The organism is Zhongshania sp. (genome assembly GCF_029212375.1).
In the GTDB taxonomy this organism is placed as follows: Bacteria; Pseudomonadota; Gammaproteobacteria; order Pseudomonadales; family Spongiibacteraceae; genus Spongiibacter.
In genome coordinates this window covers 21838-46442 of record NZ_JARGNU010000015.1, presented here as the reverse complement: position 1 = coordinate 46442, position 24605 = coordinate 21838, and the positions used below count along the sequence as shown (strand labels likewise).

Sequence of the window (24605 nt, the reverse complement as noted above, 5' to 3'; positions counted from 1 at the left end):
ATTTACGAGAGAGATACATGGCAGCTGAATCACAGTCTACCGTTGGTTATATCCAGCACCATCTTACCAATTTAACCTATGGTAAGCTTCCCGCCGGCTATGAACGTCTAGATGACAAAGGTCATGTGCATGAAGTCTTAAGCCAAGACACGTGGACAATGGCTCACAGTGGCGCTGAAGCATCAGATATGGGCTTTATGGCTATTCATGTCGATTCCATGTTTTGGTCAATTGGTTTGGGCTTTTTATTCTTGCTGATTTTTGCACGAATCGCCAAACGCGCGCACAGTGGCGTACCGCGCGGCGCACAAAACTTAGTTGAAATGATTATTGGCTTTATTGATCAAACCGTAAAAGACGGTTTTCATCATAAAAATGCCATGATCGCGCCAATGGCGCTAACTATTTTCATGTGGATTATTCTGATGAATACCATGGACTTAGTGCCGGTAGACTGGATTCCCGCCTTTATGGGCTGGGTAACCGGTAATTCGCATTTCTTCTTTAAAGTTGTGCCAACTACCGACCCAAACGTTACCTTGGGTATGGGTTTCACAGTATTTGGACTGATGGTGTATTTCACTATCGCCAAAAAAGGCTTTATGGGTTTTGTAAAGGAGCTTACCCTGCATCCTTTCCACAGCCCCAAGTGGTACGTCAATATATTGTTAGTGCCAATTAACTTTGCACTAGAAGCAATTTCTTGGATCTCTAAACCGATTTCATTGGGTTTGCGACTGTTCGGTAACATGTACGCCGGTGAGATGATCTTTATCCTTATTGCGACTATGTTTGGTGCGGGTTTAGTACTAGGTATATTTGCTGGTGTGTTGCAGTGGGCGTGGGCAGTATTCCACATCCTTGTAATCACCCTACAAGCATTCGTCTTCATGGTGTTAACCATTGTCTATATGGCAACGGCACATCAAATTGAAGAAGAAGACCAGTTTCACTGATTACCATTTTTATTAACTTAAAGTTGAAAGTAGGAGAACTACCATGGGTTTAGCACTGATCGCTGTTGCTTTGATGATTGGTTTTGGCGCACTGGGTACGGCCATTGGCTTCGCTATCTTGGGCGGAAAATTGCTCGAAGGTTCAGCTCGCCAGCCAGAATTAGCACCAATGCTACAAGGTAAAATGTTCCTGATCGCTGGTCTGCTTGATGCGGTTCCAATGATCGGTGTTGGTATCGCGATGTACGTCCTGTTTGTTGTTGTTCCTGGTCTGCCTGCTTAATTGCTCGCTACGACAAAACATAGACAGCAAATTCATACAGCAGAGGTATCGGCGTGAATATTAATCTCACACTGATTGGACAATCGATCAGCTTTCTGTTCTTTGTATGGTTCTGCCACGCATTTGTGTGGAGTGCTATTCGCAAAGCGATGGACGAGCGTGAAAAGCAAATCGCTGATGGTTTGGATGCCGCAGACCGCGCTGGCCGTGATCTTGAGTTAGCTCAAGAGAAAGCCGCCAAGCAACTGCGCGAAGCGAAGGGCGAAGCAGCAACTATTATTGATGCTGCTAACAAGCGCGCTAGCCAAATCGTTGAAGAAGCTAAAGACGTGGCACGTGCTGAAGGCGAACGCCTGAAAGCCGCCGCCGAAGCCCAGATTGAGCAAGATGTAAACCGCGCTAAAGAACAGCTGCGTTCACAAGTTGCAAAACTGGCCTTGGTTGGCGCGAGCAAAGTGCTGGAAGCATCTATCGATGAGTCTGTTCATAAAGACATGGTCGACAAGCTGGCAGCAAGCCTGTAAGCGGAGTTGATCATGGCGGAATTAAGCACAACAGCAAGACCCTATGCCAAGGCAGCTTTCGAGCATGCTTTGGCATCTTCAGCATTGGCCGAATGGTCAAAAATGCTGAATACCGCAGCAGCAGTTGCTCAGCAGGCGGGTGTTCAGAACGTATTGAGCTCCCCTGCATTGACAACCGCTCAGCAGGCGCAGGCATTTATTGATATTTGCGCCGATACCTTTAATGCTGGCGGCGAAAATTTCATCAAGATACTCGCAGAGAACAAGCGACTGAGCTTGCTTCCAACAATCAGCGAATTGTTTGAAGCGCTGAAGGCGATTCAAGAAAAAACCGTGGATGTCGAAATTACCTCCGCGTTTGCCTTGGACACAGCCTCTGAGCAGCGTCTTGCCGAAGTTTTGATTAAGAAATTGGCTCGCCAAGTGAATGTTCACTCCCATGTAGATGCCAAGTTAATCGGTGGCGTGGTGATTAGAGCAGGTGACTTGGTGATAGATGGCTCGGTGCGCGGTCGCTTAGCGAAACTCGCTGAAGCATTAAATTCCTGAGCGTTTAAAGAATAGGATTGAGGAACAGAGCATGCAGCAACTGAATCCATCCGAGATTAGCGATATTATCAAACAGCGCATCGAAAATTTAGATGTGTCTGCCCAAGCCCAAAACGAGGGCACGGTAGTATCGGTATCTGACGGTATCGTACGCATCCACGGTTTAACCGATGTGATGTACGGCGAAATGATCGAGTTTGAAGGTGGCCGTTTTGGTATGGCACTTAACCTTGAGCGCGATTCGGTCGGCGCCGTGGTTTTAGGTGATTACCTTGGTATCGCCGAAGGCCAGACCTGTAAGTGTACTGGTCGTATATTAGAAGTACCGGTTGGTCCGGAATTGCTTGGTCGCGTTGTAGATGCACTGGGTAACCCTATCGACGGTAAAGGCCCCATCAACGCAAAATTAACCGATGCAATTGAAAAAGTTGCGCCCGGTGTAATTTGGCGTAAGTCGGTAGACCAGCCCGTGCAGATCGGCCTTAAAGCCGTTGATGCCATGGTGCCAATCGGTCGCGGTCAACGCGAACTGATTATCGGTGACCGTCAAATCGGTAAAACTGCAATTGCTATCGACGCCATCATTAACCAGAAATCTTCTGGTATTAAGTGTGTGTACGTAGCAATCGGTCAGAAAGCCTCTTCTATTGCCGCCGTTGTGCGTAAATTAGAAGAGCACGGCGCAATGGACCACACTGTGGTAGTTGCGGCGACGGCTTCTGATCCAGCATCTATGCAGTTCATTGCGCCTTTCACTGGCTGTACTATTGGTGAGTACTACCGTGATCGCGGCGAAGATGCATTGATCATTTATGATGATTTGACTAAGCAGGCTTGGGCCTACCGTCAAATCTCCCTGTTACTGCGTCGTCCACCGGGTCGTGAAGCTTACCCCGGCGATGTATTCTACCTCCACTCTCGTCTACTTGAGCGCGCAGCCCGCGTTTCAGAAGATTACGTAGAGAAATTCACCAACGGTGAAGTGAAAGGTAAAACAGGTTCATTAACAGCTCTGCCTGTTATCGAAACCCAAGCAGGTGACGTATCGGCTTTCGTACCGACCAACGTTATCTCCATCACCGACGGTCAGATCTTTGTTGAAACAGATATGTTCAACTCAGGTATTCGCCCAGCGATGAACGCCGGTATTTCGGTATCGCGGGTTGGTGGTGCAGCGCAGACCAAGATCATCAAGAAATTGTCTGGTGGTATTCGTACCGCGCTGGCTCAGTACCGTGAATTGGCGGCGTTCTCGCAGTTCGCTTCTGACCTTGATGAAGCGACTAAAGCTCAGCTTTCACAAGGTGAGCGCGTTACCGAACTGATGAAGCAGAAACAGTACAGCCCGCTCAGTATTGCTGACATGGGTCTATCTTTGTACTGCGCTAACGAAGGTCACCTGAAAAACGTTGAAGTTGCCAAGATTCTTGATTTTGAATCTGCAATTCTGTCTTTCGCCAACAGTGAATACGCTGGCGTAATGAAAGAAATCAACGACAGCGGTAACTGGAACGCAGAACTCGAAGGCAAGTTCAAAGAACTCGTTGAAAAGTTCAAGGCAACTCAGACTTGGTAAGACGTTAAGCTGCGCTATCGCGCAGCTTTTCTGCTTGAGGATTGTTGAATCATGGCAGGTGCAAAAGAGATACGCACCCAGATATCCAGCATCAAGAGCACGCAAAAAATCACTAGCGCCATGGAAATGGTTGCGGCGAGTAAAATGCGTAGAGCTCAAGATCGCATGGAAGTGGGTAAACCCTACGCACGGCGCATGCGCGCGGTGGTGGGCCATATCGCCAATGCAAATCCAGAGTACCGTCATCAGTATATGACTGAGCGGGAAGTTAAACGCGTCGGTTTCGTCATTGTTTCTACAGACCGCGGTCTGTGCGGCGGCTTGAACACCAATGTGTTCAAAAAAGCTATCAAGGCGATGAAAGGCTGGTCTGACAAGAACGTAGAAATTGATTTGTGCTTAATCGGCAGCAAGGCCGGCGCATTTTTCAAGAGCTACGGCGGCAACGTGGTTGCAGCGGCTAAAGACATGGGCGAAGCGCCCAGCGTTGCTGATTTGATTGGCAGTGTAAAGGTTATGCTCGACGCTTACGGCGAAGGCAATATCGACCGCCTGTATCTGGTTGGTAATGAGTTTGTGAATACCATGACTCAGAGCCCATTTGTAAGCCAGTTACTGCCTCTGGAAGCAGAGCAAGACGACAGTTTAAAGCATCATTGGGATTATATTTACGAGCCCAGCCCTGAAGAATTACTGGAAGGCTTACTGACTCGCTACGTTGAGTCACAGGTTTACCAAACAGTGGTTGAGAACGGTGCCTGTGAGCAAGCTGCAAGAATGATCGCGATGAAGAACGCGACTGACAATGCCGGCGATATTATCGACGGTCTGCAGCTGGTTTATAACAAAGCACGTCAGGCAGCAATTACCCAAGAACTGTCAGAAATCGTGAGTGGTGCAGCGGCGGTAGCGTCGTAAGATTTTTCACCACTGAAACAGAATTTGATTATTTAAGGTTTTGAAGAGGAACCGGACATGAGTAGCGGACGTATCGTACAAGTTATCGGCGCCGTTATCGACGTGGAATTTCCACGCGATGCGGTACCACAGGTCTATGATGCACTGTTGGTTACTGACAGCGGTCTAACCCTGGAAGTGCAACAGCAATTAGGAGACGGCGTAGTTCGCACCATCGCCCTCGGTTCTTCTGAAGGATTGCGTCGTGGTCTAGACGTTAGCAACACTAACGACAAGATTAAAGTACCCGTGGGCATTGAAACCCTGGGCCGGATCATGGACGTTCTTGGTAACCCCATTGACGAATGTGGCCCTATTGGTGAAAAAGAGCGTATGCCTATTCACCGTAAGGCACCAGCTTACGAAGAATTAGCGTCTTCTAACGACCTGCTCGAAACCGGTATCAAGGTTATCGACTTGGTTTGCCCGTTCGCACGGGGTGGTAAAGTTGGTCTGTTCGGTGGTGCCGGTGTTGGTAAAACCGTAAACATGATGGAATTAATCAACAACATCGCAACCGAGCACAGCGGTTTGTCGGTATTTGCCGGTGTTGGTGAGCGTACTCGTGAAGGTAACGACTTCTATCACGAGATGCAGGAAGCGGGCGTTGTAAACGTTCAAGACTTCAGCAAATCTAAAGTAGCAATGGTTTACGGCCAGATGAACGAGCCACCGGGCAACCGTTTGCGCGTTGCACTAACTGGTTTGACCATGGCTGAGAAATTCCGTGACGAAGGTCGTGACGTACTGTTGTTCGTTGACAACATCTACCGTTACACCTTGGCCGGTACCGAAGTATCTGCACTGTTGGGCCGTATGCCTTCAGCGGTAGGTTACCAGCCAACACTGGCCGAAGAGATGGGTGTTCTTCAGGAACGTATCACCTCGACTAAGACTGGCTCTATCACCTCTATCCAGGCGGTATACGTACCGGCGGATGACTTGACTGACCCATCGCCAGCAACCACCTTTGCTCACTTAGACTCAACTGTTGTACTGAGCCGTGATATTGCTGCTAAGGGTATTTACCCTGCAGTAGATCCATTGGACTCAACTTCACGTCAGTTGGATCCGCTGATCATTGGTGCTGAGCACTACGAAGTGGCTCGCGGCGTACAGAACGTATTGCAGCGCTACAAAGAACTGAAAGATATTATCGCCATTCTCGGTATGGACGAATTGTCAGAAGAAGACAAAACGACCGTTGAGCGTGCTCGTAAGATCGAACGTTTCTTGTCACAGCCTTTCCACGTTGCTGAAATCTTCACCGGTAGCCCAGGTAAGTACGTGTCTCTGAAAGACACCATTGCTGGCTTTAGCGGTATTCTGAACGGTGACTACGATCACCTGCCAGAACAGGCTTTCTACATGGTTGGTACCATCGAAGAAGCAATCGAGAAAGCGGCTAAACTGTAAGCTCGCGTAAGCGAGCTGTACGCCTGAGAGGCTAAAATATGGCTATGACTATTCATTGTGACATCGTTAGTGCAGAAGCAGAGTTGTTTTCTGGTCGCGCTAAGCTGATTGTTGCAAACGGTACTCAGGGTGACTTGGGTGTGACCTATGGTCACGCGCCGTTGCTAACAGCGCTAGAGCCCGGCCCGGTACGTATTGTGCTGGACAACGGCGAAGAGCAGATTTTTTATGTTTCTGGTGGTTATCTAGAAGTACAGCCCAATGTGGTAAGTATTCTGGCCGACACCGCGATTCGCGCTGGCGATCTCGATGAGGCTGCAGCGCTGGAAGCACAGAAACACGCTCAACAAGCGATGCTAAATCAGAGTGGTGATATCGACTACTCACGCGCAGCCGCGCAGTTAGCAGCAGCTACCGCTCAGCTCCGGACACTGCAACAAATTCGGAAATCTCTGAGTAAATAATACAGCTCTGCTGTATTAAGAAAAGGGCGGCTCTGGCCGCCCTTTTTCGTATCCGTTACTATTTCCCGCTACAATCAAGTATGTAAGTTTTACGAACAAAATTCGCGCTGGGATAAGGGCATAACAATGACATTAGAAGTGGTGGTATTGGCAGCCGGACAGGGTAGCCGAATGCGCTCAGCACTCCCCAAAGTACTCCATCCCATCGCCGGTAAAAGCATGCTGGGCCACGTGCTCGACCTCGCAAAGGCCATTGCCAGCAATAAGACACATGTCGTAATAGGGCATGGCGCAGAGCAAGTTAAGCAAACTATTGCTGATACAGCTATTCAATGGGCGCTGCAAAGTGAGCAAAAAGGGACAGGCCACGCTGTTGCGCAAGCCCTGCCCGCGATTAGTGATCAAGCTCAGGTGCTGATTCTCTATGGTGATGTGCCCTTGATTACGGCCGAAACACTAATGCAGCTAATCACTATCAATACTGAAAAGGCCGCTGCAGAGCAGCTCGCCTTGCTCACCGTTGAATTAGCGAATCCCGCCGGCTACGGTCGTATTGTTCGCAATAGCGACAATCGCGTTGTTGCAATCGTCGAACATAAAGAGGCCAGCGTAGAGCAACTTAAAATCAATGAAGTAAATACCGGCATTATGTGTGTCTCAGCGACGGCGCTAAAACGGTGGCTACCCGCGCTCAGCGCCAACAACGTCCAAGGCGAATACTATCTCACCGATATTATTGCCATGGCGGTTAACGACGGTATCGCAATAAATGTGGCTAAGGCCGATGAACCAATGGAAGTTCAAGGCGCAAATACCCGTTTACAGCTAGAGCAGCTAGAACGCTTCTATCAGCGGCGCTATGCCGAACAGCTTATGTTAGCGGGCGCGAGCTTAGCCGATGCGAGCCGTATAGATGTGCGAGGTAGCTTAATCACTGGTAGCGACGTATTCATTGATATTAACTGCGTATTTGAGGGAGAGGTCATTATTGGCGACGGTGTGCGTATTGGCCCTAACTGCCATATCACTAACTCAAACATCGCCAGCAAGGCTGAGATAAAAGCAAACTCCGTGCTCGAAGGCGCGGTTGTCGGCGAGGATTGTAGTATTGGCCCTTTTGCGCGTTTGCGGCCCGGCACCGTATTAGCTGCCGATGTAAAAATAGGAAACTTTGTTGAAACCAAAAAAGCCAATATCGGTATTGGCAGCAAGGTTAGTCATCTAAGCTATATCGGCGACGCCGAGATAGGATGCAACGTTAACGTTGGCGCCGGCACCATTACGTGTAACTACGACGGCGTAAACAAGTATAAAACTACCTTAGCAGACGACGTATTTGTAGGCTCCAATACCGCGTTGGTAGCGCCGGTCACCGTTGGCAAAGCGGCAACCATTGGCGCAGGCTCAGTAATCACTGGCAATATTGCCGAGGGTGAATTGGCGGTGGCGCGGGGCAAACAACGTAATATAAGCGGTTGGCAACGGCCCAAAAAACTAGCTCGCGATTAAATGATTAATAAGGAAACCAGACTATGTGTGGCATTGTAGGCGCGGTCGCGCAACGTGAGGTTCCCAGAATATTACTCGAAGGCCTGCGGCGTTTAGAATACCGTGGTTACGACTCTGCAGGTATGGCGGTAATTACCGCCAGTGGCGAACTAGATACCCGCAAAGAAGTGGGTAAGGTCCAAAAGCTTGCAGAGGAGCTGGATAACAACCCGCTGTCTAGCCATATCGGTATCGCCCACACCCGCTGGGCAACCCACGGTCAACCCTCAGAAGTTAACGCGCACCCTCACAACTCGGGTGATATCGCCTTGGTTCACAATGGCATTATTGAAAATCATGCCGAGTTGCGCATACGCTTAGAAAGTCTCGGCTATGTTTTTGTCTCGCAAACCGACACCGAAACCATCGTGCATTTAATGCATTTCCACTACCAGCAAAGTGGCGACTTATTAACAGCACTGCGCGACACCATTCCCGAATTAGACGGCGCCTACGGTTTAGCCGTTATTCATGCCAAGGAACCTCAGCGGATACTCTGCGCGCGCAAGGGCAGCCCGCTTGTTATTGGTATGGGTATTGGCGAGAACTTTATTGCATCAGATCAACTCGCTCTGCGCCAAGTTACCGATCGCTTTGTGTATTTGGAAGAGGGCGATATTGCCGAAATATACACCGACAAATATATTATCCGCGACAGCGATTTTAATTTAGTGTCGCGAAATATTACCCAGATAGATACCGCTGCAGAAACAACCGATAAAGGCATATACCGCCATTATATGCTCAAAGAAATTTATGAGCAGCCCGCTGTTATCCGCCGCTCATTACTTGGAAGATTGGGCGCCAAAAAAATTCTCGCTGAGGCCATGGGCGCCCGCGCTGAAGAAATACTTAAAACCGTGTCGTCAATACAAATTGTTGCCTGCGGCACCAGCTACCACGCGGGCATGGTTGCAAAATACTGGATCGAAGGACTGGCCGGGGTACCCTGCCGAGTAGAGGTAGCCAGTGAATTTCGCTACCGAAAATTTAAAGTGCAAGATAACACCCTGTTAGTCACTATCTCTCAATCCGGCGAAACAGCCGATACCTTAGCGGCCTTGCGATTGGCGAAAACGCTTGGTTACTGCGCATCACTAACCGTATGCAATGTGGCCCAGAGTTCACTGGTTAGAGAATCTGATTTATATCTTATGACGGAAGCGGGGCCAGAAATTGGCGTCGCCTCTACTAAAGCCTTTACTACCCAGTTAGTGGCCTTACTATTTTTAACGGTTGCCCTTGGCCGTCATCACGATATGACAGAAGAAGAAGAAACCGAGATAGTCAGCGCACTGCATAAACTCCCCGATTTATTAACTGAAACACTGGCGTTAAATTCCAGTATTCAGCAAATGTCCAATGCCTTTGCCGACAAACACCACGCGCTTTTCTTAGGCCGTGGCGCACAGTGGCCAGTGGCCATGGAAGGCGCATTAAAACTAAAAGAAATATCGTATATCCACGCCGAAAGTTATCCGGCAGGGGAACTAAAGCACGGCCCACTGGCCTTGGTCGACGCCGATATGCCCGTTATTGCCGTTGCGCCCAACGACGTGCTTTTAGAAAAACTCAAATCTAATATCGAAGAAGTTCAAGCGCGCGGCGGCCAGCTTTTTGTATTCTGCGACAAGGCCGCTGGCTTCACAGCGGCCAAAGGCATGGACATCATTGAACTGCCCCACGTAAGCGACGTAATAGCACCGATTATCTACACTATTCCGCTGCAATTGCTTTCCTACCACGTGGCTATTTTGAAAGGTACGGATGTGGATCAGCCGCGTAACCTTGCAAAATCTGTCACTGTAGAATAGCGCTAAACTAATTTTTAATTAAAAATTTATTATAAAACGCGCACTAAAAATCCGTTCAGCGTGCAAGCATTTTAACTAACGCCGCCGCTGGCGCCGATAATTCAAAGTCGTGGCGGTGCGCACAGCACACACTGAGTTTGTCCGCGGCGTTGATGGGTAGAATTGAGAAGCGTTTTAAAAACTCGCTATTGTGGCGGTACGCTTCTCCGACGGTGGCTACAGCGTCGGTGGCCGCAACAACTTCGCAGACTAATGGAAAGTGTCCAATAATATGCAGTTGGTGATCGGCCGGAATTTCTGTATCGCCAAACAAACGGTTGGTGATTTCTGGGGAGGAGCCGGCGCGCTCCGGAAGTATCAGCGGATAATCCAATATTTGCTGTGGCGATACCGTTTTACTGCTTGCTAAGGGGTGCGAACGCCTAGTAAAGCAGCAAACGTCAAAGGGCTTTAAAATAATAATATTAAATTCGCGCCTTTCTTCAAGCACCCGAGTAGGGCCAATAATAAGGTCGGTATCGCCGGTTCTTAACAGGCTTATCGCGCGCTCTGTCGATACTGATTTGAGATCAGCTCTAAGCTTCGGGTAGGCGGCTAGCAGTCGCGGTAGCGCGGGATTCATTAAGGTAACCAGCGGCGGTGGTGATATACACAGTCGCAGATTGGATTCGCGATAGGCTCGGTAATCCTTTGCATCCATATTCAGCCGTTCGATGTCTGCCAGTATCCTCGCCGCGCGATCAATAATATAGCGCCCTTGGGGTGTTGCTATAACGCCGCGCGCTCTGCGTTCAAACAACACCACGCCCAGCTCCTTTTCAAGTTCGGCGACGGTTCTCGTTAAGCTTGGCTGAGAAACGTGAATAGCCTCGGCAGCGGCAGTCATTGACCCATAGTGATCAACCGCGACTATGTAGCGTAGTTTGCTGGTATTCACAGGTATACGTAAACCAAATATTACAGAAGAAATAGTATTGGACTGAATAATGGTTACGTTGTCAAATATCCTTGGATTTTTGACCTGATTACAATAAATAAGGATATAAGCGCAATGCCACTGCATTCTAAAATTACCGCCGAAATCGATGCCTCCCCAGCAGGGCCGCATATCTCAGCGCTGTTTGATTTCGACGGTACTATTATCGCTGGTTATTCTGTTTTCAGTTTTCTTCGGGAGCAAGTGCGACGTGGAGATCTCTCACCAGTAGAAATGCTGGCGGCGGTTGAGGTCATGGCACGCTTTGGAATGGGTAGTGCCGACTTTACTACTTTAATGCAGCTTTGCGCCCACAATATGAAAGGACTACAAGAAAAGGACTATCTTGTAGTCGCACAAAAAATCTTCGATCGCGACCTCGCTAAAAAAATTATTCCAGAAACCCGCGCCTTAATTGAGGCGCATATGCGTAAAGGTCATACCGTTGCCATTATATCTTCGGCAACGCCCTACCAAGTAGAACCCTGTGCTAAATATCTCGGGATTGATAATGTGGCGTGCAGCACAATGGAAATCCAAAACGGTATTTTTACTGGAGAGCTGGGCGGGGCACTGTGCTTTGGTCAGGGCAAGGTTGACGCCGCGCTTGAGCTGGCGGCCGCCAAGGGTCTCGATTTGGCGCGTAGCTATTTTTACTCCGACAGTACCGATGACATAGAGCTGCTTGAATATGTGGGTAATCCGCGGCCACTTAATCCAAGCGAAAAGCTCAGGCTTATTGCCGATCAGCGCGGCTGGCCGACTCAAACTTTTCGCAGCCGGTCAGCCAGCCCAGTGCTGGGCGCGGTGCGTAATATCGCCACCAAGCTTAGCCTTGCCGGCTCGGTTGTCGCCGGTCTGCCAATATGGGCGTTAACCGGATCAAAGCAAGAGGCGAGAAATTTTTCAGCGTCCTTTTTTGCCGATGTAGGCGCAGCGCTGGCCGGTTTAAAGCTGGATATCGTTGGCGAAGAACATTTGTGGGCAGCGCGGCCCGCGGTATTTATTTTTAACCATCAGAGCGATATTGACGTTTTGATATGCGCAAAAATTTTGCGTCGAAATTTCTCTGGCGTGGGAAAAGCCGAGATTAAGAAAATGCCCCTTATTGGTTTGGCAATGGAGATGTTCGGCGTTGTCCTGATCGACCGCAGCAATAGTAAGAGCGCCATTGAAGCTATGCAGCCGCTCGTTGACAGAATTAAAGATGAGAAAATTTCTGTGGTGATCGCCCCAGAGGGCACGCGCACACACGCTAAGCAAATCTTGCCCTTTAAAAAGGGTGCGTTTCACCTCGCCATGCAGGCGGGCGTACCTATTGTGCCCATTGTTATTCGCAATGCGATGGATGTATCGCCAAAGGGCGACAGCCTGTATTACCCTGGTACGGTAGAGGTTGAAATATTGGCACCGATTGACACAAGCCGTTGGACCAAAGCCAATCTGAACAAGAACGTAGCAAAAATAGAGGCGCTCTATAAATCGACGCTTGGCGAGGCAACAAAGGTCGTTAATAGCTAGATGGTATACGTTTAACGTAGCGGTTTACAAAGAAGAAAAACACCGTGCTGGTATCAAGTCATGGTTGGCCAGCTCCCTTATATTGCTGGCCGCAGGCACACCGGCGCGAATATCTTTATTGCATTAAGCGAGAACCAACATGGACCAGTTAACGGCGCTAGACGCGCAGTTTCTCTACACCCAAACCGACGATAATTTTAACCATATCACCGTTCTCCTCAACTTTGATGGGCCGGCAGATGATGCGGCAAGCGAAGTAGACAGCGCTGCGCTGTGCGGCTATTTGCAGCACAAATTACAGCACCATTCCATTTATCGCCGGCGATTAATGCGTCTTCCCGCTGAGCTGGATTATCCGTATTGGGTTGATGATAAAGATTTTAATCACGAGGAGCACTTTGCGGTGTACGCCTTGAGCGACCCGGGTGACTGGCGACAACTTCAAGAGGCGATCAGCGCGCTTCACTCCCAGCCAATGGACATGGAGCGGCCGCTATGGGACGTGACAATATTCACGGGTGTTCACTGTAATGGCGCTCACAGAAAGGGTTTTACAATAGCCCTGCGAGTACACCACGTGGCCATTGACGGGATTGGTATTACCAAATTACTGGCTTATTTGACGAGCCCAGAATCTCCCGCGCCGGCCCAACCAAACGCCGCTGCATTACCTTGGAAAACAATGGCGTTAAAGGCGACTACGAATCGCCTTCGCTACTCACTGAAATTTGGCGGCTCTCTGTATAACAGTCGCTCAGCCATTAGCGAGTCTGCTAAGCACTACCTCAATACCAAACCCTCTGAGCGCAAGATTGTGCCAGCATGCCGATTTAACGCGAGTGTTAAAGGCGAGAAAATATTTGATGTGACCCGTGTAGAGTTTAGCGCATTAAATGCGCTGCGAGCACTTCACCGCGGTGCAACAGTAAATGACGTGGTATTGGCGATTTGCGCCGGGGGGTTGCGGCACTATTTGGCGCACCATGCAGACCTACCGCCCGAGTCCTTGGTGGCGTGGGTGCCGGTCAATGCACGCACCACAAGTGGTACGGATAACACGGATAGTGGCAATAGCATAAGTGCGTTCACCGCGCCTATTTATACCAACATTGCCGACCCTGCCGCGCGGCTCGCCAAAATCCATGCGGCAACCCAGCGCGGCAAGGCAGAAAAAGCGGGCGCTGGCCTGCTTATGGATCTTACAAAATGTTTGCCTGCGGCTGAGCAGTACCTATTTGCTCGAGCACTTAATGCGACCTCGGCGGTGGCCTCGGCATGTAATTTATTTGTATCCAATGTGCCCGGCCCGGCCCAGCCGATTACCTTTGCGGGTCATCAACTGGAAAGTCTGTTTGGGCTGCCTCCGCTTGGCGAAGGCATGGGACTCTTTATTGCTACCCCTAGTTATAATGGCAACTTGTATTTCAATGTGATTTCAACAGAAAACATTCTTCCCGATATTGCATTTTTTATGAGCTGTATTCAGGCATCCTTTGCTGAGTATCAGCACGCGCTGGCAAGTAGGCGGAACTAAGCACTAGCGGAATAAACGCGGCGGCGCTGAATCAAAAAAACACATTTCTTTAAAAGTTGTAATTGTTCGCGTCGCTGCATATGAAATACGGCTAAGGCCGTACTTTAGTGCAGGTTATTTTGTCGCCTCTCGCATTACCCTAAGCCGTAACTATAAAGATAAAATACGGTATTAAGAGGACGCGCAAATGTCGACCACCATGCCCACAAGTATTGAGCTGTTCAAATCGCTAGCACTGGCAGATATTGACGTCAGTCTCTTACATACTTTTTTGCAGGTTTGGCGTTGCGCTTAGCTGTTTGCATTTTCCCTAGGAAAAAACTAGTCGCTAAGTGGTAATTCTCTAGACCGTTTCGCTGGCAAGGAAGATCGGCAATATGACAATAAAAAATCGTTTAAATCGGCCAGATAAAAACCACCCGTCTGCGGAGTGGATCGCGGAGCTGCGTCGCCGCTATACCGTGGAGTCGTCAATAGATCAGCTGCTAAGCCGCAAGTTGGCGCGTCGCGCCGGCCCAGGCTACAGCCCCGTAACATTGGCGCAACTCACCCATGGGGTAAGCAGCTTACTGCACAGCAAAATTGGATCAGATTTTGTTATTAGTGAGGCGCGCTGGTTGTCTGGTGGCGCCTCAAAATTGCAAATGGCGTTTACCCTGAGCTGGGACCGACCCGAAGTGGGGCGAGAATCTACGGCAATGGTCTTGCGCATGGAACCGGCAGAATCCATCGTTGAAACGAGTCGTTTAAGAGAGTTTCAATTGATTAAAGCGATGGCTGGCGTGGTGCCAGTTCCCACCGTGTTCTGGTGCGATGAGGGCGGCGAGTTCCTGCCATACCCCGCATTAATATGTAGTTTTGCCACTGGGGTGACCAAGCCTTCCAATGCGGCCAGTAACGTCTCGGGTGCCGGCACGCAGTTAACCCCAGAATTACGCCGAATACTCGCACCGCAATTTACCAGTCACTTAGCTGCAATTCATAGCCACGACTGGCGCAAGGCCGAGCTCAGCGCCTTTGATATTCCAAATAGTGGCACACAGTGCGCCGCTTGGGGATTGGATTGGTGGGAGCGGGTTTGGGAAGAAGACAGCGATGAAGATATTCCCCTGTTGCGGGTTGCCGCCAATTGGTTGCGACGCAATATGCCCGAATTACAAGCGCCGGTCATTGTTCATTCCGATTACCGGCTGGGCAATTTCTTATTCACTGAACACGACGCTAAAATCACCGCGTGGTTAGACTGGGAGTTGGGCCGCATTGGTGATCGACATCAAGACCTAGCGTGGACCACCAGCCGCGCCTTCGCCAATCTTGATAGCGATGGTAAAACTGTACTCGTTTGTGGCATGTTGCCAGAGGCCGAGTTTCTCGACGCCTACGAACGCGCCTCGGGCTTTAGCGTAAATGTCAAATCGCTACAGTGGTATAAAATTTATAATAATTACAGCCTAGCCATTTTACTTATTGGCAGCGGTTATCGTGTTGCGTCAAATGGTAAAACCCACCAAGACGTATTGATTAGCTGGTTGATGGGCTTGGGTTCCATGATCTTAGATCAAATGCGCGTCCAGCTTGAAGAGGAGGCTTAAGCATGCAACTACGCACAGATGTTCAACTGAAAAGCATGAGCAAAGCAATGTTGGATGTGGTCATTCCCGCCATTGATCCCAGTAATAGCCTTGCCGTGGAGCAGGCCCAGCTGGTACTTGGCATGTTGCGCTTAATGCAGCATCAAGCGCCGCTACAGTACCAATTTGATCGCGATGAACTGGCGCGGTCAGTAGCGTTAATGAGCAAATTACACAGTTTAGCTAGTCAAGATGCCAGCTTAGCAACGCTGCGGTGTCAGTTCCAAACCCAACTCAACGATGCCAATGTTGCTTTGGAGGGCAGCCGTATTGATCCGGCAGAACTATGTGACACAGTGCGCGATTGCCGTTACATGATCGGCGCCATGGTTCGCGAAGCTGGGCAGACCGCGGCACCAGAAACGACGCTGCGCATTGAGCAAGCAGTACTTGAATACTCTAAACAACAACTACTTCGCGACCGCGCCCTGGTCGTATTGCAGGGCTGGGAGCCCGAGCCTGACGCCGTGCCCAGTATAGAATCGTTACTGGCCAGCAGCGCACAAATATAAACAAGGAGAAAATAATGGCTACGCTTACGGATGACGCACGGGCTTTCCCCACTGAGCATGCATTTCGGCATAAATTGCACGACGGCGGACGCGAGTCGATGGCGCATATGCTCATGTTTCCAGAGCTGGGAATTGCCGGCTTTATTTATCCGGCGGTATTGAGTGATGGTCAGGCCAAAGTTCTCGCTACCCTGATCGGACCCGGTATAGACGGCGATATTCACGAGCAGGTGGCGAGCCAGATTTCCCCAGCAGCCAACTTTGATAACTTGCAGCTAGGGCCATTGCACATGGCGGTAGGCGAGCCTTATCAGTCAGTGGAATTAGCATGGATGGGCGAACGCTTTCAGTTCCGCGCTAAATTTGAGGCGCTGCACCCGCCCTATGCCTTTAGTTTGCACCCAGCCGGAAATCCTCCGTATTTTGGCAATAATCGAACGGAGCAACACGGCCGCATTAGCGGAAACTTGGTGGTGGATGGTCATGAAATGGCCGCCAACGGGTTCTTGATTCGCGACCACTCATGGGGGCCGCGGATATGGGGACTAAACCAGCACTATAAGTGGTTCCATGCTGTGACCAACAACTGCTCGGTACACTTCTTTGAGATGGAATCGTTTGGCCGTCGCCAATTGCGAGGCTTCCTGTGGCGCGATGGCCAGATGGAACACCTAGCTACGCTAGAGTGTGATTTTTGCTACGACGAGCACATGATGCAGCGTTCGCTGCAGATCCACGTTGTGGACCAAGCGGGGCGGGTCGCCAATATAAGTGCCAATGCGTTTGCCGATATTCAGCTAGAATTTGACCCCATGGTGTACCTCAACGAAGCGGCGCTGCGCTTAGACGTAGACGGCGAACAAGGAGTAGGCTGGTGTGAATTTTGTTGGAATCGCGACTACTTTAACTTTGCGCGGGATTACGTTGGTAAATACGGTTAAGGAAAATTCCGCTATCATCCCATTGCTTAGCAAAAAATCGAATAATACTGATAAGGAAAAGATGTTATGCAAGACGAGTATATGAACACGCGCGTGGTCAGTTTAATGGCGTGGTCGGGTATTGTGTTGGTCATCTCTTTAATTGTTGCGCAAGGCTGGTTGATGGGCTTTATTCCGCCGCCATCGCCGGCATTAAGCGCCGACGAAATCGCGCAAATCTACATCGACCGCAAAATGGCCATCCGCTTGGGTACTTTAATCGAGTGCGTTGGCTTTACCTTCTACCTCACTTGGTCAATGTCCATTATCTTTTTTATGAAAAAAATGGAGCGGGGCATGCCGGTATTGAGCTATACCGCTATTGCCAACGCCGGTGGCGGCTATGTGTTTTTTCTACTTATGCCAATTACGTGGGCGGCCTTGGCGTTTAGACCCGAGTCGCTTGATCCTGCCTTTTTACAGCTAGCCAATGACTACGTGTGGTTTGTTTTTATTCTAAGCTGGCCGCCCTTTGCAATATTTATGGTGCTAATCGCCGTGGCGATACTTGGCGACAAAAACCCCGTCCCTATTTTTCCACGTTGGGTGGGCTTTTTAAATTTATGGACAGCGCTTCTGATTGTTCCCGCAGGGCTTGTTGAGTTCTTTTATACCGGCCCGTTTGCCTATGACGGCGCGATCTCGTTCTGGTTTGTGTGGTTTGTGTTTTTTGGTTGGATCATTACGATGAGCGTGATTACCCTTAAAGCGGCGAGCACCGAGAAAAAGCGGCAGCTTGCGCAAGTGCCAGTCGCCCAAATGCACCGAGCGATTTAAGCGGAAATATTAAAAAAGCGAGCCGCGGCGGCTCGCAATGACGAAATGGGTCTTAATGGTTGCACTTGCCCGTCATCACGATATGAGCGAAAGTGAAGGGCTTGATTAAAATAACGCGTGCTTCCAAGTGTGCCTACAATGGTGGAACCGCTGACGCCAATCCGGACACAATCCCTAAAACTTGATCTATGATACTAGTCGGATTAAGTAGGTCTAGCGGCAAAATATTTGCTGGTAGGGCTAGGCTGTCTAAGCCTGGCAGCCCAAAACCTCCAAGCCCCCCCAATTCGCCTAACGCTAAAGGTTGAGATATAAGTGGTATCGCGGGTACCGGCCCCAGTGTAGATGAAAGAATGCTTCCGCCATCTGAAACAAATTGTAAAATGCCGACGGGATTAGTGAGGAGAATTTCCGCAGAGGGCACAAATCCAAAGATAATTTCTGTGCCGCCAAGTGATGTTGGAACAAGGACTGTTAGGTCATTCAAGGCAGGTAGTACGCTGTTTAAAGCGTACATGCCGCCGGTAAGAGGACCTAAACTTTGCCCACCACTGGACGAAAGCGTGCCCAATAAGCTAGGCAAGCCATTTACTAAACCTAGGTTTGCAAATGCCATCGACTGTGCCTGCGCAGCAGAAACGCTTAACAGCATACTTGCACCCAAGGTTAGGGCTGGAAGACTTCGTTTAGTCATAGTGTATTCCTTGGATTCAGTAAACCCATCTAGCGATTCTTATGGTTATAACAATAGGTGTTGGTTTTTTAGCCAAGCCAGTGTGCGTCTTGTTGGGCCTGGGGGCACCAAACCAAAGTTTGGCAAACATGAGGACCGCGTCACATTTCATAAGATCGCAGCATGGCCTCTAAGCTACCGCGGCGCGGCTACTAGGCGAGTGAAGTTTGGGTAGGCGTGATTAGCGAGCCAAACCTTTGGTTGGGGTTGTGCCGTTAAAGAGTGTTAGACTATCCGCCTAATATTCAATAATAGTGGTTTTCAAATGGCTCCGTATTTCTATTTATTTCTCTATTTTGCAAGCATATCCCTTGCCGGACTGTCGATTGCGGTAATGCGAACGCTTAAAGTTTCCCTACCTACATGGCTTGGTGCGGTTCATGGTATGGCAGCACTATTTGGGCTAGCGGCTTTCTTTGTGGTTAATTTACGGTTTGGCGACGAGGGCGGAAGTTACGCGTGGTGGTCGTTAGGTATTTTTTCCCTAGGCCTCATCGGCGGTTTGATTTTCTTCCGTGTTTTATTCCCAAAGAAGGCGCCAATTTGGACGTATGCGGGGCATGGTATGCTCGCGGTGATCGGGCTAAGCTTCTTGTATTTTCCTGCCTTTATGGTGGGATAATCCCTAGCGCACAGCGCACTGGTTTTTAATATAGAAGCTTGGTGCGAAGTTGCTGCAGGCTTCTTAAGATATCGTCTCTGGCGAGCATCTAAGTGTTCATGTTATTGTTTTCTGCCCGCTAATAAGTAAAAAAACTATGCGACACTCCCTGCAGCGTCATGAGCCACCGAGTTTTGCGTTTCCGCTCGTGCGCACAAAAGCTTACCAAAAGCTCACTGAATTGGGCCTTCCGCCAACCAAGGTGTCGCAAATTATTGCGCCCACGGGTTATGGCAAAACCGTTTTAATGAGCGCGTTATACAGCTTTGCAGTCAGTAATGGCGCAAGCAGTTACTGGGTTTGCCTATCCGATTATGACGACAGTGCAGAGCGTGTATTGGCGCGGCTAGAATATTTTTTGGCGCCACTTGGCGAAAGCTATTTTCGTAGCGAAGATGTACATCGAAGCGACGACCCTATTGAGCAGCGCCTTGAGCGCGTTACCACGCTATTTTCTGGTACCGACGACCCCGTCTTTTTGTTTATCGACAATCTGGATGCGTGTCACGATGAAACGCTCAGTTCGCTAATTGAGATTCTCATATCAAGAACCGGCAACAAGTTTTACTTATTATTAGCGGCGACGCGGCAGCCGAGTATTAATCTTTATAGGCCGATGCTAGAAGGCATGGTGAGCAAGTACGGATTTGAAGAACTCATGCTGGACACCGACGGTGTTCGCGCCATGTTTACCGATAAATTGAATAGCAGGCTAAGCACCGAAGATATTGACCGGGCCCTACAAATTAGCGAGGGCTGGCCGGCGGCGCTGCGCTTAATGCAAATAATTCTGGGCAAGGCCGACGACCCTTCAGCGCTGCTACAGGTGTTTACCGGCGCCGATGTCGATCTTGCGCAAATGCTAAACGATCAATTGATTAGCGGCTTTGAACCGTCCTTCCGCGAATTTTTATTTAGTATTTCGCTGGTTAAGAGTTTTACCGTTTCGCTGTGTCAATATCTAACCTCTAATAGCACCGCTGAAGCGTATGTAAAGCGCATGATCAGCGATAATTTATTTATTATTCCCCTGAGCAGAAACCGCGACGAATACCGGCTTCATTCGCTTTTCAGAGAGTATTTGCTCGGCCAAGCCAACCAGCACATTAGCGATACTAAACGCGGCGAATTATTACTGAGAGCCTCGTATTGGTTTGAGGAGCGCGGCCGCTGGACCGAGGCAATCGACTACGCTTTGGAAGCGGGCGACAGCAAGGTGGCGGTAGAGTGTTTAGAGCGTGTAGCGCAGAATTTTGTGCGCGACCGCGGCGATCTCAGCAAATACATCAATTGGGTTGAGCGGATTCTTGCCGCGGGCACCGAACCCGGCTTAGAAACAGATTATTGGTATGTTTGGGCCTTGGTTTTTCATCGTCGTTACGATTATGCCGCAAGGCAATTAGACCGCCTATCGGCGCGCTTAGAAACTAACGCCAGTGGCGCAGAGTCGGAAATGCGCCGCCGCGTTGAGGTTATTCGCATTACCTGTGCAACCTATACCGACGATTTTTCGGCGGTAGAGCACATGGGTATGGAATGGTTGGCGGCGAAGCAAGATGACGACCCCTTTGATGTGGCAACCGTATCTTGCGCGGTGGGTATACACTTTAGCAACCAGTTTAATTTTCTGCGTGCCAGAGAATATTTTGGCGATGCACAAAACAGCATTGGTCAGGCAAATAGCGCCTACGGCGCGGCGTGGGTCGCTGTGCTATCGGCTCACGTGGGTATCTACGAAGGTGACTTTGGCCATAGCTATGACAAGGCAGGCGAGACCATAGCGCGCATTGCGAGTTTTGCTGGCGACTATTCTGGCATGACCAGCACCATATCGGCGTGGGCAGCGTTAACCGCGGTTGAGACTGGCCGCGACGCCGAGGCCGCAGACTTATTGCGCGCCAGTATGGATCGATTGCAGAGTCACGGTTTGCTAGACACCGCCGCGCACGCCCTCAATTGCGCCGTAAAACTTTGGGCGTCGCCGCTGGGCGAAGGTATTTCAATCTCCAAGCTTAGGGACATTGCCTCAGGCTTTCCGTGGCGGCTGTCGATAATGCTGTCTTGTTTTATCGTGCAGCGCTTACTTCGATTAGGACGCCTCGACGGCGCACTAGAGGAGGCTAGACGCATGGGCTTAACTGCCGATGCTATTAGTGAAAAGCATTGCGCAATAACTAATTTTTTAATAGATCAAACCCTCGCCGACCTAGATCTCGCCCAGGGTCGCTTCGCGCAGGCCGAGGCCAGAATTACCAAGGCAATTGAGCTTGCAAAAGCACAGGGTCGCGGTGGTCATCTTGTGGAGCTATCGCTGCAGCAAATGACCTGTGCAATGCGTGGTACCAACCCAGAAAACGCGCCGCGCCATTTTATTCGCGCCATAAGCTACGCGGCAAAGCGGCGGTATATTCGGCCATTTCGGGATCGGACCGACCTTATTGCTGGCTTGGTAAATGAAACCAAGCCCAAAAGCTGGGGTTTTGCCGACGCAAAAGAAAAAGAATTTTTTACTGAAATATGCCAAAGCCTGCCCATTGCCAATATTGCGGTGCTCGAGCAACTTGATGGTCTAGATGCAGAGCCAAAACTGCTGGAAGCGCTCACCCCACGTGAGCTAGAGCTACTGCACCTGATCGATGCTGGCTTAACCAATCAGCAACTTGCCGACCGCCTCTATGTTTCTGTTGCCACTGTAAAATGGCATTTATACAACCTCTACAATAAATTGGGGGTTGCCAATCGCTCCTCTGCAATTTCAAAAGCGCGCAGCTTTAGTCTTATATCGCACTGAATTTAAAAGGGTTTAAAATAAATAAGCACAGTCTTGTAACAGGGCTCTGGCGCTAGCTCTCTGAGCGCAGGCATTTTGGATTGCCAAACTTAGGGATGGGGCGGCTGTTCCCAACTTCGTTCAAGCTATCACTGTAACGTTTTTACCGGTTGTTACCTCCGGAAAATGACAACAGGAAATTAGCCATGACCGACTATATAAAGTACTTACTTTCACCGTTTATCCTCGTATTACATGCGTGGGGTATGGCGCTTGGTGGTGCCTACGCGTGGGTCGGCTTCGCCGTACTTATGTGGATACTGTGTTTTGATGCCTTTCTTAAGCCCAGCCATCATATCCGCGACACGCGATATCCGTGGATTTACGACGCGGTAATTACCTGCACAGTATTAGCGTGTTTTGCCAATATATTCTTTTACGCTTACCTTGCTGGCAACGGCCATTTTGTTGGCGGCGCAGCGCAGACCGGCGCGTTTTTAGGCACCGTTATGATTGGCTTTGTTATTGGCGCGCCGCCAGTGCATGAACTGTTTCACCGCGAAGGCCTAGCGCTGCGAACCTTAGGGCGGATTGGTCAGTGCCTAGTGTTTGACCCCTGGCGGGAGATCACCCATGTGGTGACTCATCATATGCATACCGCCACCCCCACTGACCCAGACTACGCCCGCCGCGGCGACACCGTTTACGGCCATTTCACTCGTACTTTTCCGGGCCAGTGGAAAGAGTCCTACCACCTTGAAAAAATGATGTGGACCAAGCGCGGCCGCAAGTGGTACGACCTTCGCAATGCCTGGGTATTTAAAGTTGCGTACTTCTCGCTGTTTCTTGCCGTGCTGTTTTCCGTTGGTGGTTTGGTGGGTGGCGGGCTGGCCTGCGCAACACTGATTCTCGGCCCTCGTATGCAGTTGGAAGTATTTAACTACTGCAATCATTACGGATTGGTTTCGGCAACGCCCGGCCGTTTTAAAAAGCATCACACATGGAATCACCTAACGCCATTTACCCGAATTTTGGCCTTGGAAATTACCAACCACGCAGGTCATCACGACGACAGCTATAAGCCGTTCTACGAGTTGGCGCCAGATGAAATTGGCCCCAAGCAACCGCCCTTTATTTTGTGCGTGATTATGGCGTTTATTCCGCCATTATTCATGATGGCGATGAAGCCTCTATTAAAAGATTGGGATGACCACTACGCCAACGCCCAAGAGCGAGAAATTGCCGCGAGGGAGAACACGCGCGCGGGTTGGGACGAGTTAAATAACGACTCATCTAATTTAAATTCAGGTGCAATGGCGCTTGCTTAGTAGTGCGCTTGAACGAGGTAGAAGTAATGAATGATGTACGCGCGCAGCGCAATTTAGCTGCCGAGCAAATTTGCTCCGTGTCAGTTGGTGACTCAAATAAAGACGGCTTCTCGGTAAACCGAAATGACATGCTACTTAAGGCCGCGCTAGATCAAGGCATAGACTATCCCCACAATTGCCGCGTTGGAGTTTGTGGTCAGTGCAAGACCAAATTGATTTCTGGAAAAGTAACGCCAATGGTCGATCTTGCGCTGTCGCCGTTGACCAATGCCGAAATCGAAAGTGGCTATTTCTTGGCCTGCCAAGGCAAAGTGCGCGGCAATATAAATATCGAGATTAAATTGGGCCAGCACCACGTGGTGCCAGAGCAACAAGTCGCTGGCCGAATATCGCTATGGAAGCGGCTACCAGGCGAAGTAATAGAACTTAGAATTGCCCTAGAAACGCCGTTTCAATACGAAGCTGGCCAATATGGCTTTCTCGCCGAATCTGGGTCCTTTGTGCGTCGCTGTTTTAGCTTTAGCGATGCGCCCCCTGCAGAAGCTGGCGTTGGCGCCACCGAAGTGGGCTTTTTAATAAAGCGGCTACCAGGTGGGCAGTTTTCTGAATGGCTGTTTAAGGAAGACCGTACAGGCCTAAAGATGTGGTTGCATGGCCCCTACGGTGTAATGGGTATTGATGACGCCGATACCTCTGGCATATGTGTGGCCGGTGGCACAGGCCTTGCGCCGGTATTGTCTATTTTAGAACAGCGCTTATCAAGTTCAGCTCATGCCAAATTTGTAGTGATCTTCGGCGTTAAATTCGCGAATGAATTATTCGCCATGGATAAATTGGCAGCGCTGCAAACCCGTTTTCCTGGCAGGGTGCGTATCATCCCCATTGTATCTCACGAGCCAGAAAACTCGACATGGCAGGGCGCTAGGGGCTTGGTGACGGCGCCAATCAATGAGCAATTAGGTGTGGATTTTTCTAGCGTCGCGGCGTTTGTGTGTGGCGGCTTGCCGATGGTGAATGCCGTTGAGGCCAAATTGATTGCAATGGGTATGAACCCCGAGCGAATTCACGCCGATAAATTTATGCCCACAGGCTGAG

Annotated in this window: 22 protein-coding genes; 20 read left to right on the top strand and 2 right to left on the bottom strand. The window is 49.8% G+C overall.

Annotated features, from left to right (window positions below):
* Positions 1-17: 17 nt before the first annotated feature.
* The 10 genes from atpB (at position 18) to glmS (ending at position 10087) form a co-directional block, all read left to right on the top strand.
* Positions 18-956, top strand: coding sequence for a F0F1 ATP synthase subunit A (gene atpB / locus P1U47_RS14425; RefSeq protein ID WP_301029893.1), 939 nt, complete (start codon positions 18-20; stop codon positions 954-956).
* A 43-nt stretch (positions 957-999) separates the two neighbouring features.
* Entirely contained in the window at positions 1000-1239 is a 240-nt protein-coding gene (gene atpE, locus P1U47_RS14420) for a F0F1 ATP synthase subunit C (protein ID WP_008253083.1), read from the top strand.
* Between the two features lie 53 nt (positions 1240-1292).
* Positions 1293-1763 (top strand): F0F1 ATP synthase subunit B, encoded by a 471-nt coding sequence (locus tag P1U47_RS14415; protein WP_301029890.1) that lies wholly within the window; start codon positions 1293-1295, stop codon positions 1761-1763.
* Between the two features lie 12 nt (positions 1764-1775).
* Positions 1776-2312 carry a F0F1 ATP synthase subunit delta gene (locus P1U47_RS14410; protein ID WP_301029888.1) on the top strand — a complete coding sequence of 179 codons (537 nt, stop codon included), beginning with the start codon at positions 1776-1778 and terminating at the stop codon, positions 2310-2312.
* Between the two features lie 31 nt (positions 2313-2343).
* On the top strand, positions 2344-3888 hold the full coding sequence (atpA, locus tag P1U47_RS14405) for a F0F1 ATP synthase subunit alpha (protein WP_301029886.1): 1545 nt from the start codon (positions 2344-2346) through the stop codon (positions 3886-3888).
* 51 nt (positions 3889-3939) lie between these two features.
* Positions 3940-4806, top strand: a complete 867-nt coding sequence (gene atpG / locus P1U47_RS14400) for a F0F1 ATP synthase subunit gamma (protein ID WP_301029884.1) — start codon at positions 3940-3942, stop codon at positions 4804-4806.
* A 57-nt stretch (positions 4807-4863) separates the two neighbouring features.
* Positions 4864-6261, top strand: coding sequence for a F0F1 ATP synthase subunit beta (gene atpD / locus P1U47_RS14395; RefSeq protein WP_301029882.1), 1398 nt, complete (start codon positions 4864-4866; stop codon positions 6259-6261).
* A gap of 38 nt (positions 6262-6299) precedes the next feature.
* On the top strand, positions 6300-6725 hold the full coding sequence (locus P1U47_RS14390) for a F0F1 ATP synthase subunit epsilon (RefSeq protein WP_301029881.1): 426 nt from the start codon (positions 6300-6302) through the stop codon (positions 6723-6725).
* 126 nt (positions 6726-6851) lie between these two features.
* The gene (glmU, locus tag P1U47_RS14385) at positions 6852-8234 is read left to right on the top strand and encodes a bifunctional UDP-N-acetylglucosamine diphosphorylase/glucosamine-1-phosphate N-acetyltransferase GlmU (RefSeq protein ID WP_301029880.1); all 1383 of its coding nucleotides are present in this window, start codon (positions 6852-6854) and stop codon (positions 8232-8234) included.
* A gap of 23 nt (positions 8235-8257) precedes the next feature.
* Positions 8258-10087, top strand: coding sequence for a glutamine--fructose-6-phosphate transaminase (isomerizing) (gene glmS, locus P1U47_RS14380; RefSeq protein ID WP_301029878.1), 1830 nt, complete (start codon positions 8258-8260; stop codon positions 10085-10087).
* Positions 10088-10142: 55 nt separating this feature from the next.
* Here glmS and P1U47_RS14375 read toward each other — a convergent pair whose 3' ends face one another.
* Entirely contained in the window at positions 10143-11024 is an 882-nt protein-coding gene (locus P1U47_RS14375; RefSeq protein ID WP_301029877.1) for a LysR family transcriptional regulator, read from the bottom strand.
* A 114-nt stretch (positions 11025-11138) separates the two neighbouring features.
* Between P1U47_RS14375 and P1U47_RS14370 the strand changes: the two genes are divergently transcribed.
* The 6 genes from P1U47_RS14370 to P1U47_RS14345 all read left to right on the top strand — a co-directional run bounded on the left by P1U47_RS14370 (position 11139) and on the right by P1U47_RS14345 (position 18018).
* On the top strand, positions 11139-12584 hold the full coding sequence (locus P1U47_RS14370; RefSeq protein ID WP_301029876.1) for an HAD-IB family hydrolase: 1446 nt from the start codon (positions 11139-11141) through the stop codon (positions 12582-12584).
* Between the two features lie 139 nt (positions 12585-12723).
* Positions 12724-14118, top strand: coding sequence for a wax ester/triacylglycerol synthase family O-acyltransferase (locus tag P1U47_RS14365; RefSeq protein WP_301029875.1), 1395 nt, complete (start codon positions 12724-12726; stop codon positions 14116-14118).
* 377 nt (positions 14119-14495) lie between these two features.
* Positions 14496-15710, top strand: coding sequence for a phosphotransferase family protein (locus tag P1U47_RS14360; RefSeq protein ID WP_301029873.1), 1215 nt, complete (start codon positions 14496-14498; stop codon positions 15708-15710).
* Between the two features lie 2 nt (positions 15711-15712).
* Positions 15713-16261, top strand: a complete 549-nt coding sequence (locus P1U47_RS14355; protein ID WP_301029872.1) for a hypothetical protein — start codon at positions 15713-15715, stop codon at positions 16259-16261.
* Positions 16262-16275: 14 nt separating this feature from the next.
* Positions 16276-17202: a hypothetical protein gene (locus tag P1U47_RS14350; protein WP_301029870.1), complete on the top strand. Its 927-nt coding sequence runs from the start codon at positions 16276-16278 to the stop codon at positions 17200-17202.
* A gap of 66 nt (positions 17203-17268) precedes the next feature.
* On the top strand, positions 17269-18018 hold the full coding sequence (locus P1U47_RS14345) for a hypothetical protein (RefSeq protein WP_301029868.1): 750 nt from the start codon (positions 17269-17271) through the stop codon (positions 18016-18018).
* 133 nt (positions 18019-18151) lie between these two features.
* Here the strand turns inward: P1U47_RS14345 and P1U47_RS14340 are convergent, their stop codons facing one another.
* Complete coding sequence (locus tag P1U47_RS14340) at positions 18152-18712, bottom strand: hypothetical protein (RefSeq protein ID WP_301029867.1); 561 nt, start codon at positions 18710-18712, stop codon at positions 18152-18154.
* 304 nt (positions 18713-19016) lie between these two features.
* Here P1U47_RS14340 and P1U47_RS14335 point away from each other — a divergent pair, with 304 nt between their 5' ends.
* From P1U47_RS14335 to P1U47_RS14320, 4 genes are all read left to right on the top strand, one after another.
* A complete protein-coding gene (locus tag P1U47_RS14335) occupies positions 19017-19373 on the top strand; it encodes a hypothetical protein (protein ID WP_301029865.1) in 357 nt (118 codons plus the stop codon).
* Positions 19374-19509: 136 nt separating this feature from the next.
* Positions 19510-22203 carry a LuxR C-terminal-related transcriptional regulator gene (locus P1U47_RS14330; RefSeq protein WP_301029863.1) on the top strand — a complete coding sequence of 898 codons (2694 nt, stop codon included), beginning with the start codon at positions 19510-19512 and terminating at the stop codon, positions 22201-22203.
* Positions 22204-22388: 185 nt separating this feature from the next.
* Positions 22389-23510 carry a fatty acid desaturase gene (locus tag P1U47_RS14325; protein WP_301029861.1) on the top strand — a complete coding sequence of 374 codons (1122 nt, stop codon included), beginning with the start codon at positions 22389-22391 and terminating at the stop codon, positions 23508-23510.
* A gap of 26 nt (positions 23511-23536) precedes the next feature.
* On the top strand, positions 23537-24604 hold the full coding sequence (locus P1U47_RS14320) for a 2Fe-2S iron-sulfur cluster binding domain-containing protein (protein WP_301029859.1): 1068 nt from the start codon (positions 23537-23539) through the stop codon (positions 24602-24604).
* The last annotated feature ends 1 nt before the right edge of the window (position 24605 follow it).

Excerpts from the sequence above, each read along its gene's own strand:
- P1U47_RS14330 (WP_301029863.1), top strand. The coding sequence starts at position 19,510 with ATGCGACACTCCCTGCAGCGTCATGAGCCACCGAGTTTTGCGTTTCCG.
- P1U47_RS14360 (WP_301029873.1), top strand. The coding sequence starts at position 14,496 with ATGACAATAAAAAATCGTTTAAATCGGCCAGATAAAAACCACCCGTCT.
- P1U47_RS14335 (WP_301029865.1), top strand. The coding sequence starts at position 19,017 with ATGGCTCCGTATTTCTATTTATTTCTCTATTTTGCAAGCATATCCCTT.
- P1U47_RS14340 (WP_301029867.1), bottom strand. The coding sequence starts at position 18,712 with ATGACTAAACGAAGTCTTCCAGCCCTAACCTTGGGTGCAAGTATGCTG.
- P1U47_RS14355 (WP_301029872.1), top strand. The coding sequence starts at position 15,713 with ATGCAACTACGCACAGATGTTCAACTGAAAAGCATGAGCAAAGCAATG.
- atpG (WP_301029884.1), top strand. The coding sequence starts at position 3,940 with ATGGCAGGTGCAAAAGAGATACGCACCCAGATATCCAGCATCAAGAGC.
- P1U47_RS14325 (WP_301029861.1), top strand. The coding sequence starts at position 22,389 with ATGACCGACTATATAAAGTACTTACTTTCACCGTTTATCCTCGTATTA.
- atpA (WP_301029886.1), top strand. The coding sequence starts at position 2,344 with ATGCAGCAACTGAATCCATCCGAGATTAGCGATATTATCAAACAGCGC.
- P1U47_RS14410 (WP_301029888.1), top strand. The coding sequence starts at position 1,776 with ATGGCGGAATTAAGCACAACAGCAAGACCCTATGCCAAGGCAGCTTTC.
- P1U47_RS14365 (WP_301029875.1), top strand. The coding sequence starts at position 12,724 with ATGGACCAGTTAACGGCGCTAGACGCGCAGTTTCTCTACACCCAAACC.
- P1U47_RS14345 (WP_301029868.1), top strand. The coding sequence starts at position 17,269 with ATGCAAGACGAGTATATGAACACGCGCGTGGTCAGTTTAATGGCGTGG.
- atpB (WP_301029893.1), top strand. The coding sequence starts at position 18 with ATGGCAGCTGAATCACAGTCTACCGTTGGTTATATCCAGCACCATCTT.
- P1U47_RS14320 (WP_301029859.1), top strand. The coding sequence starts at position 23,537 with ATGAATGATGTACGCGCGCAGCGCAATTTAGCTGCCGAGCAAATTTGC.
- glmS (WP_301029878.1), top strand. The coding sequence starts at position 8,258 with ATGTGTGGCATTGTAGGCGCGGTCGCGCAACGTGAGGTTCCCAGAATA.
- atpE (WP_008253083.1), top strand. The coding sequence starts at position 1,000 with ATGGGTTTAGCACTGATCGCTGTTGCTTTGATGATTGGTTTTGGCGCA.
- P1U47_RS14350 (WP_301029870.1), top strand. The coding sequence starts at position 16,276 with ATGGCTACGCTTACGGATGACGCACGGGCTTTCCCCACTGAGCATGCA.
- glmU (WP_301029880.1), top strand. The coding sequence starts at position 6,852 with ATGACATTAGAAGTGGTGGTATTGGCAGCCGGACAGGGTAGCCGAATG.
- P1U47_RS14370 (WP_301029876.1), top strand. The coding sequence starts at position 11,139 with ATGCCACTGCATTCTAAAATTACCGCCGAAATCGATGCCTCCCCAGCA.
- P1U47_RS14390 (WP_301029881.1), top strand. The coding sequence starts at position 6,300 with ATGGCTATGACTATTCATTGTGACATCGTTAGTGCAGAAGCAGAGTTG.
- atpD (WP_301029882.1), top strand. The coding sequence starts at position 4,864 with ATGAGTAGCGGACGTATCGTACAAGTTATCGGCGCCGTTATCGACGTG.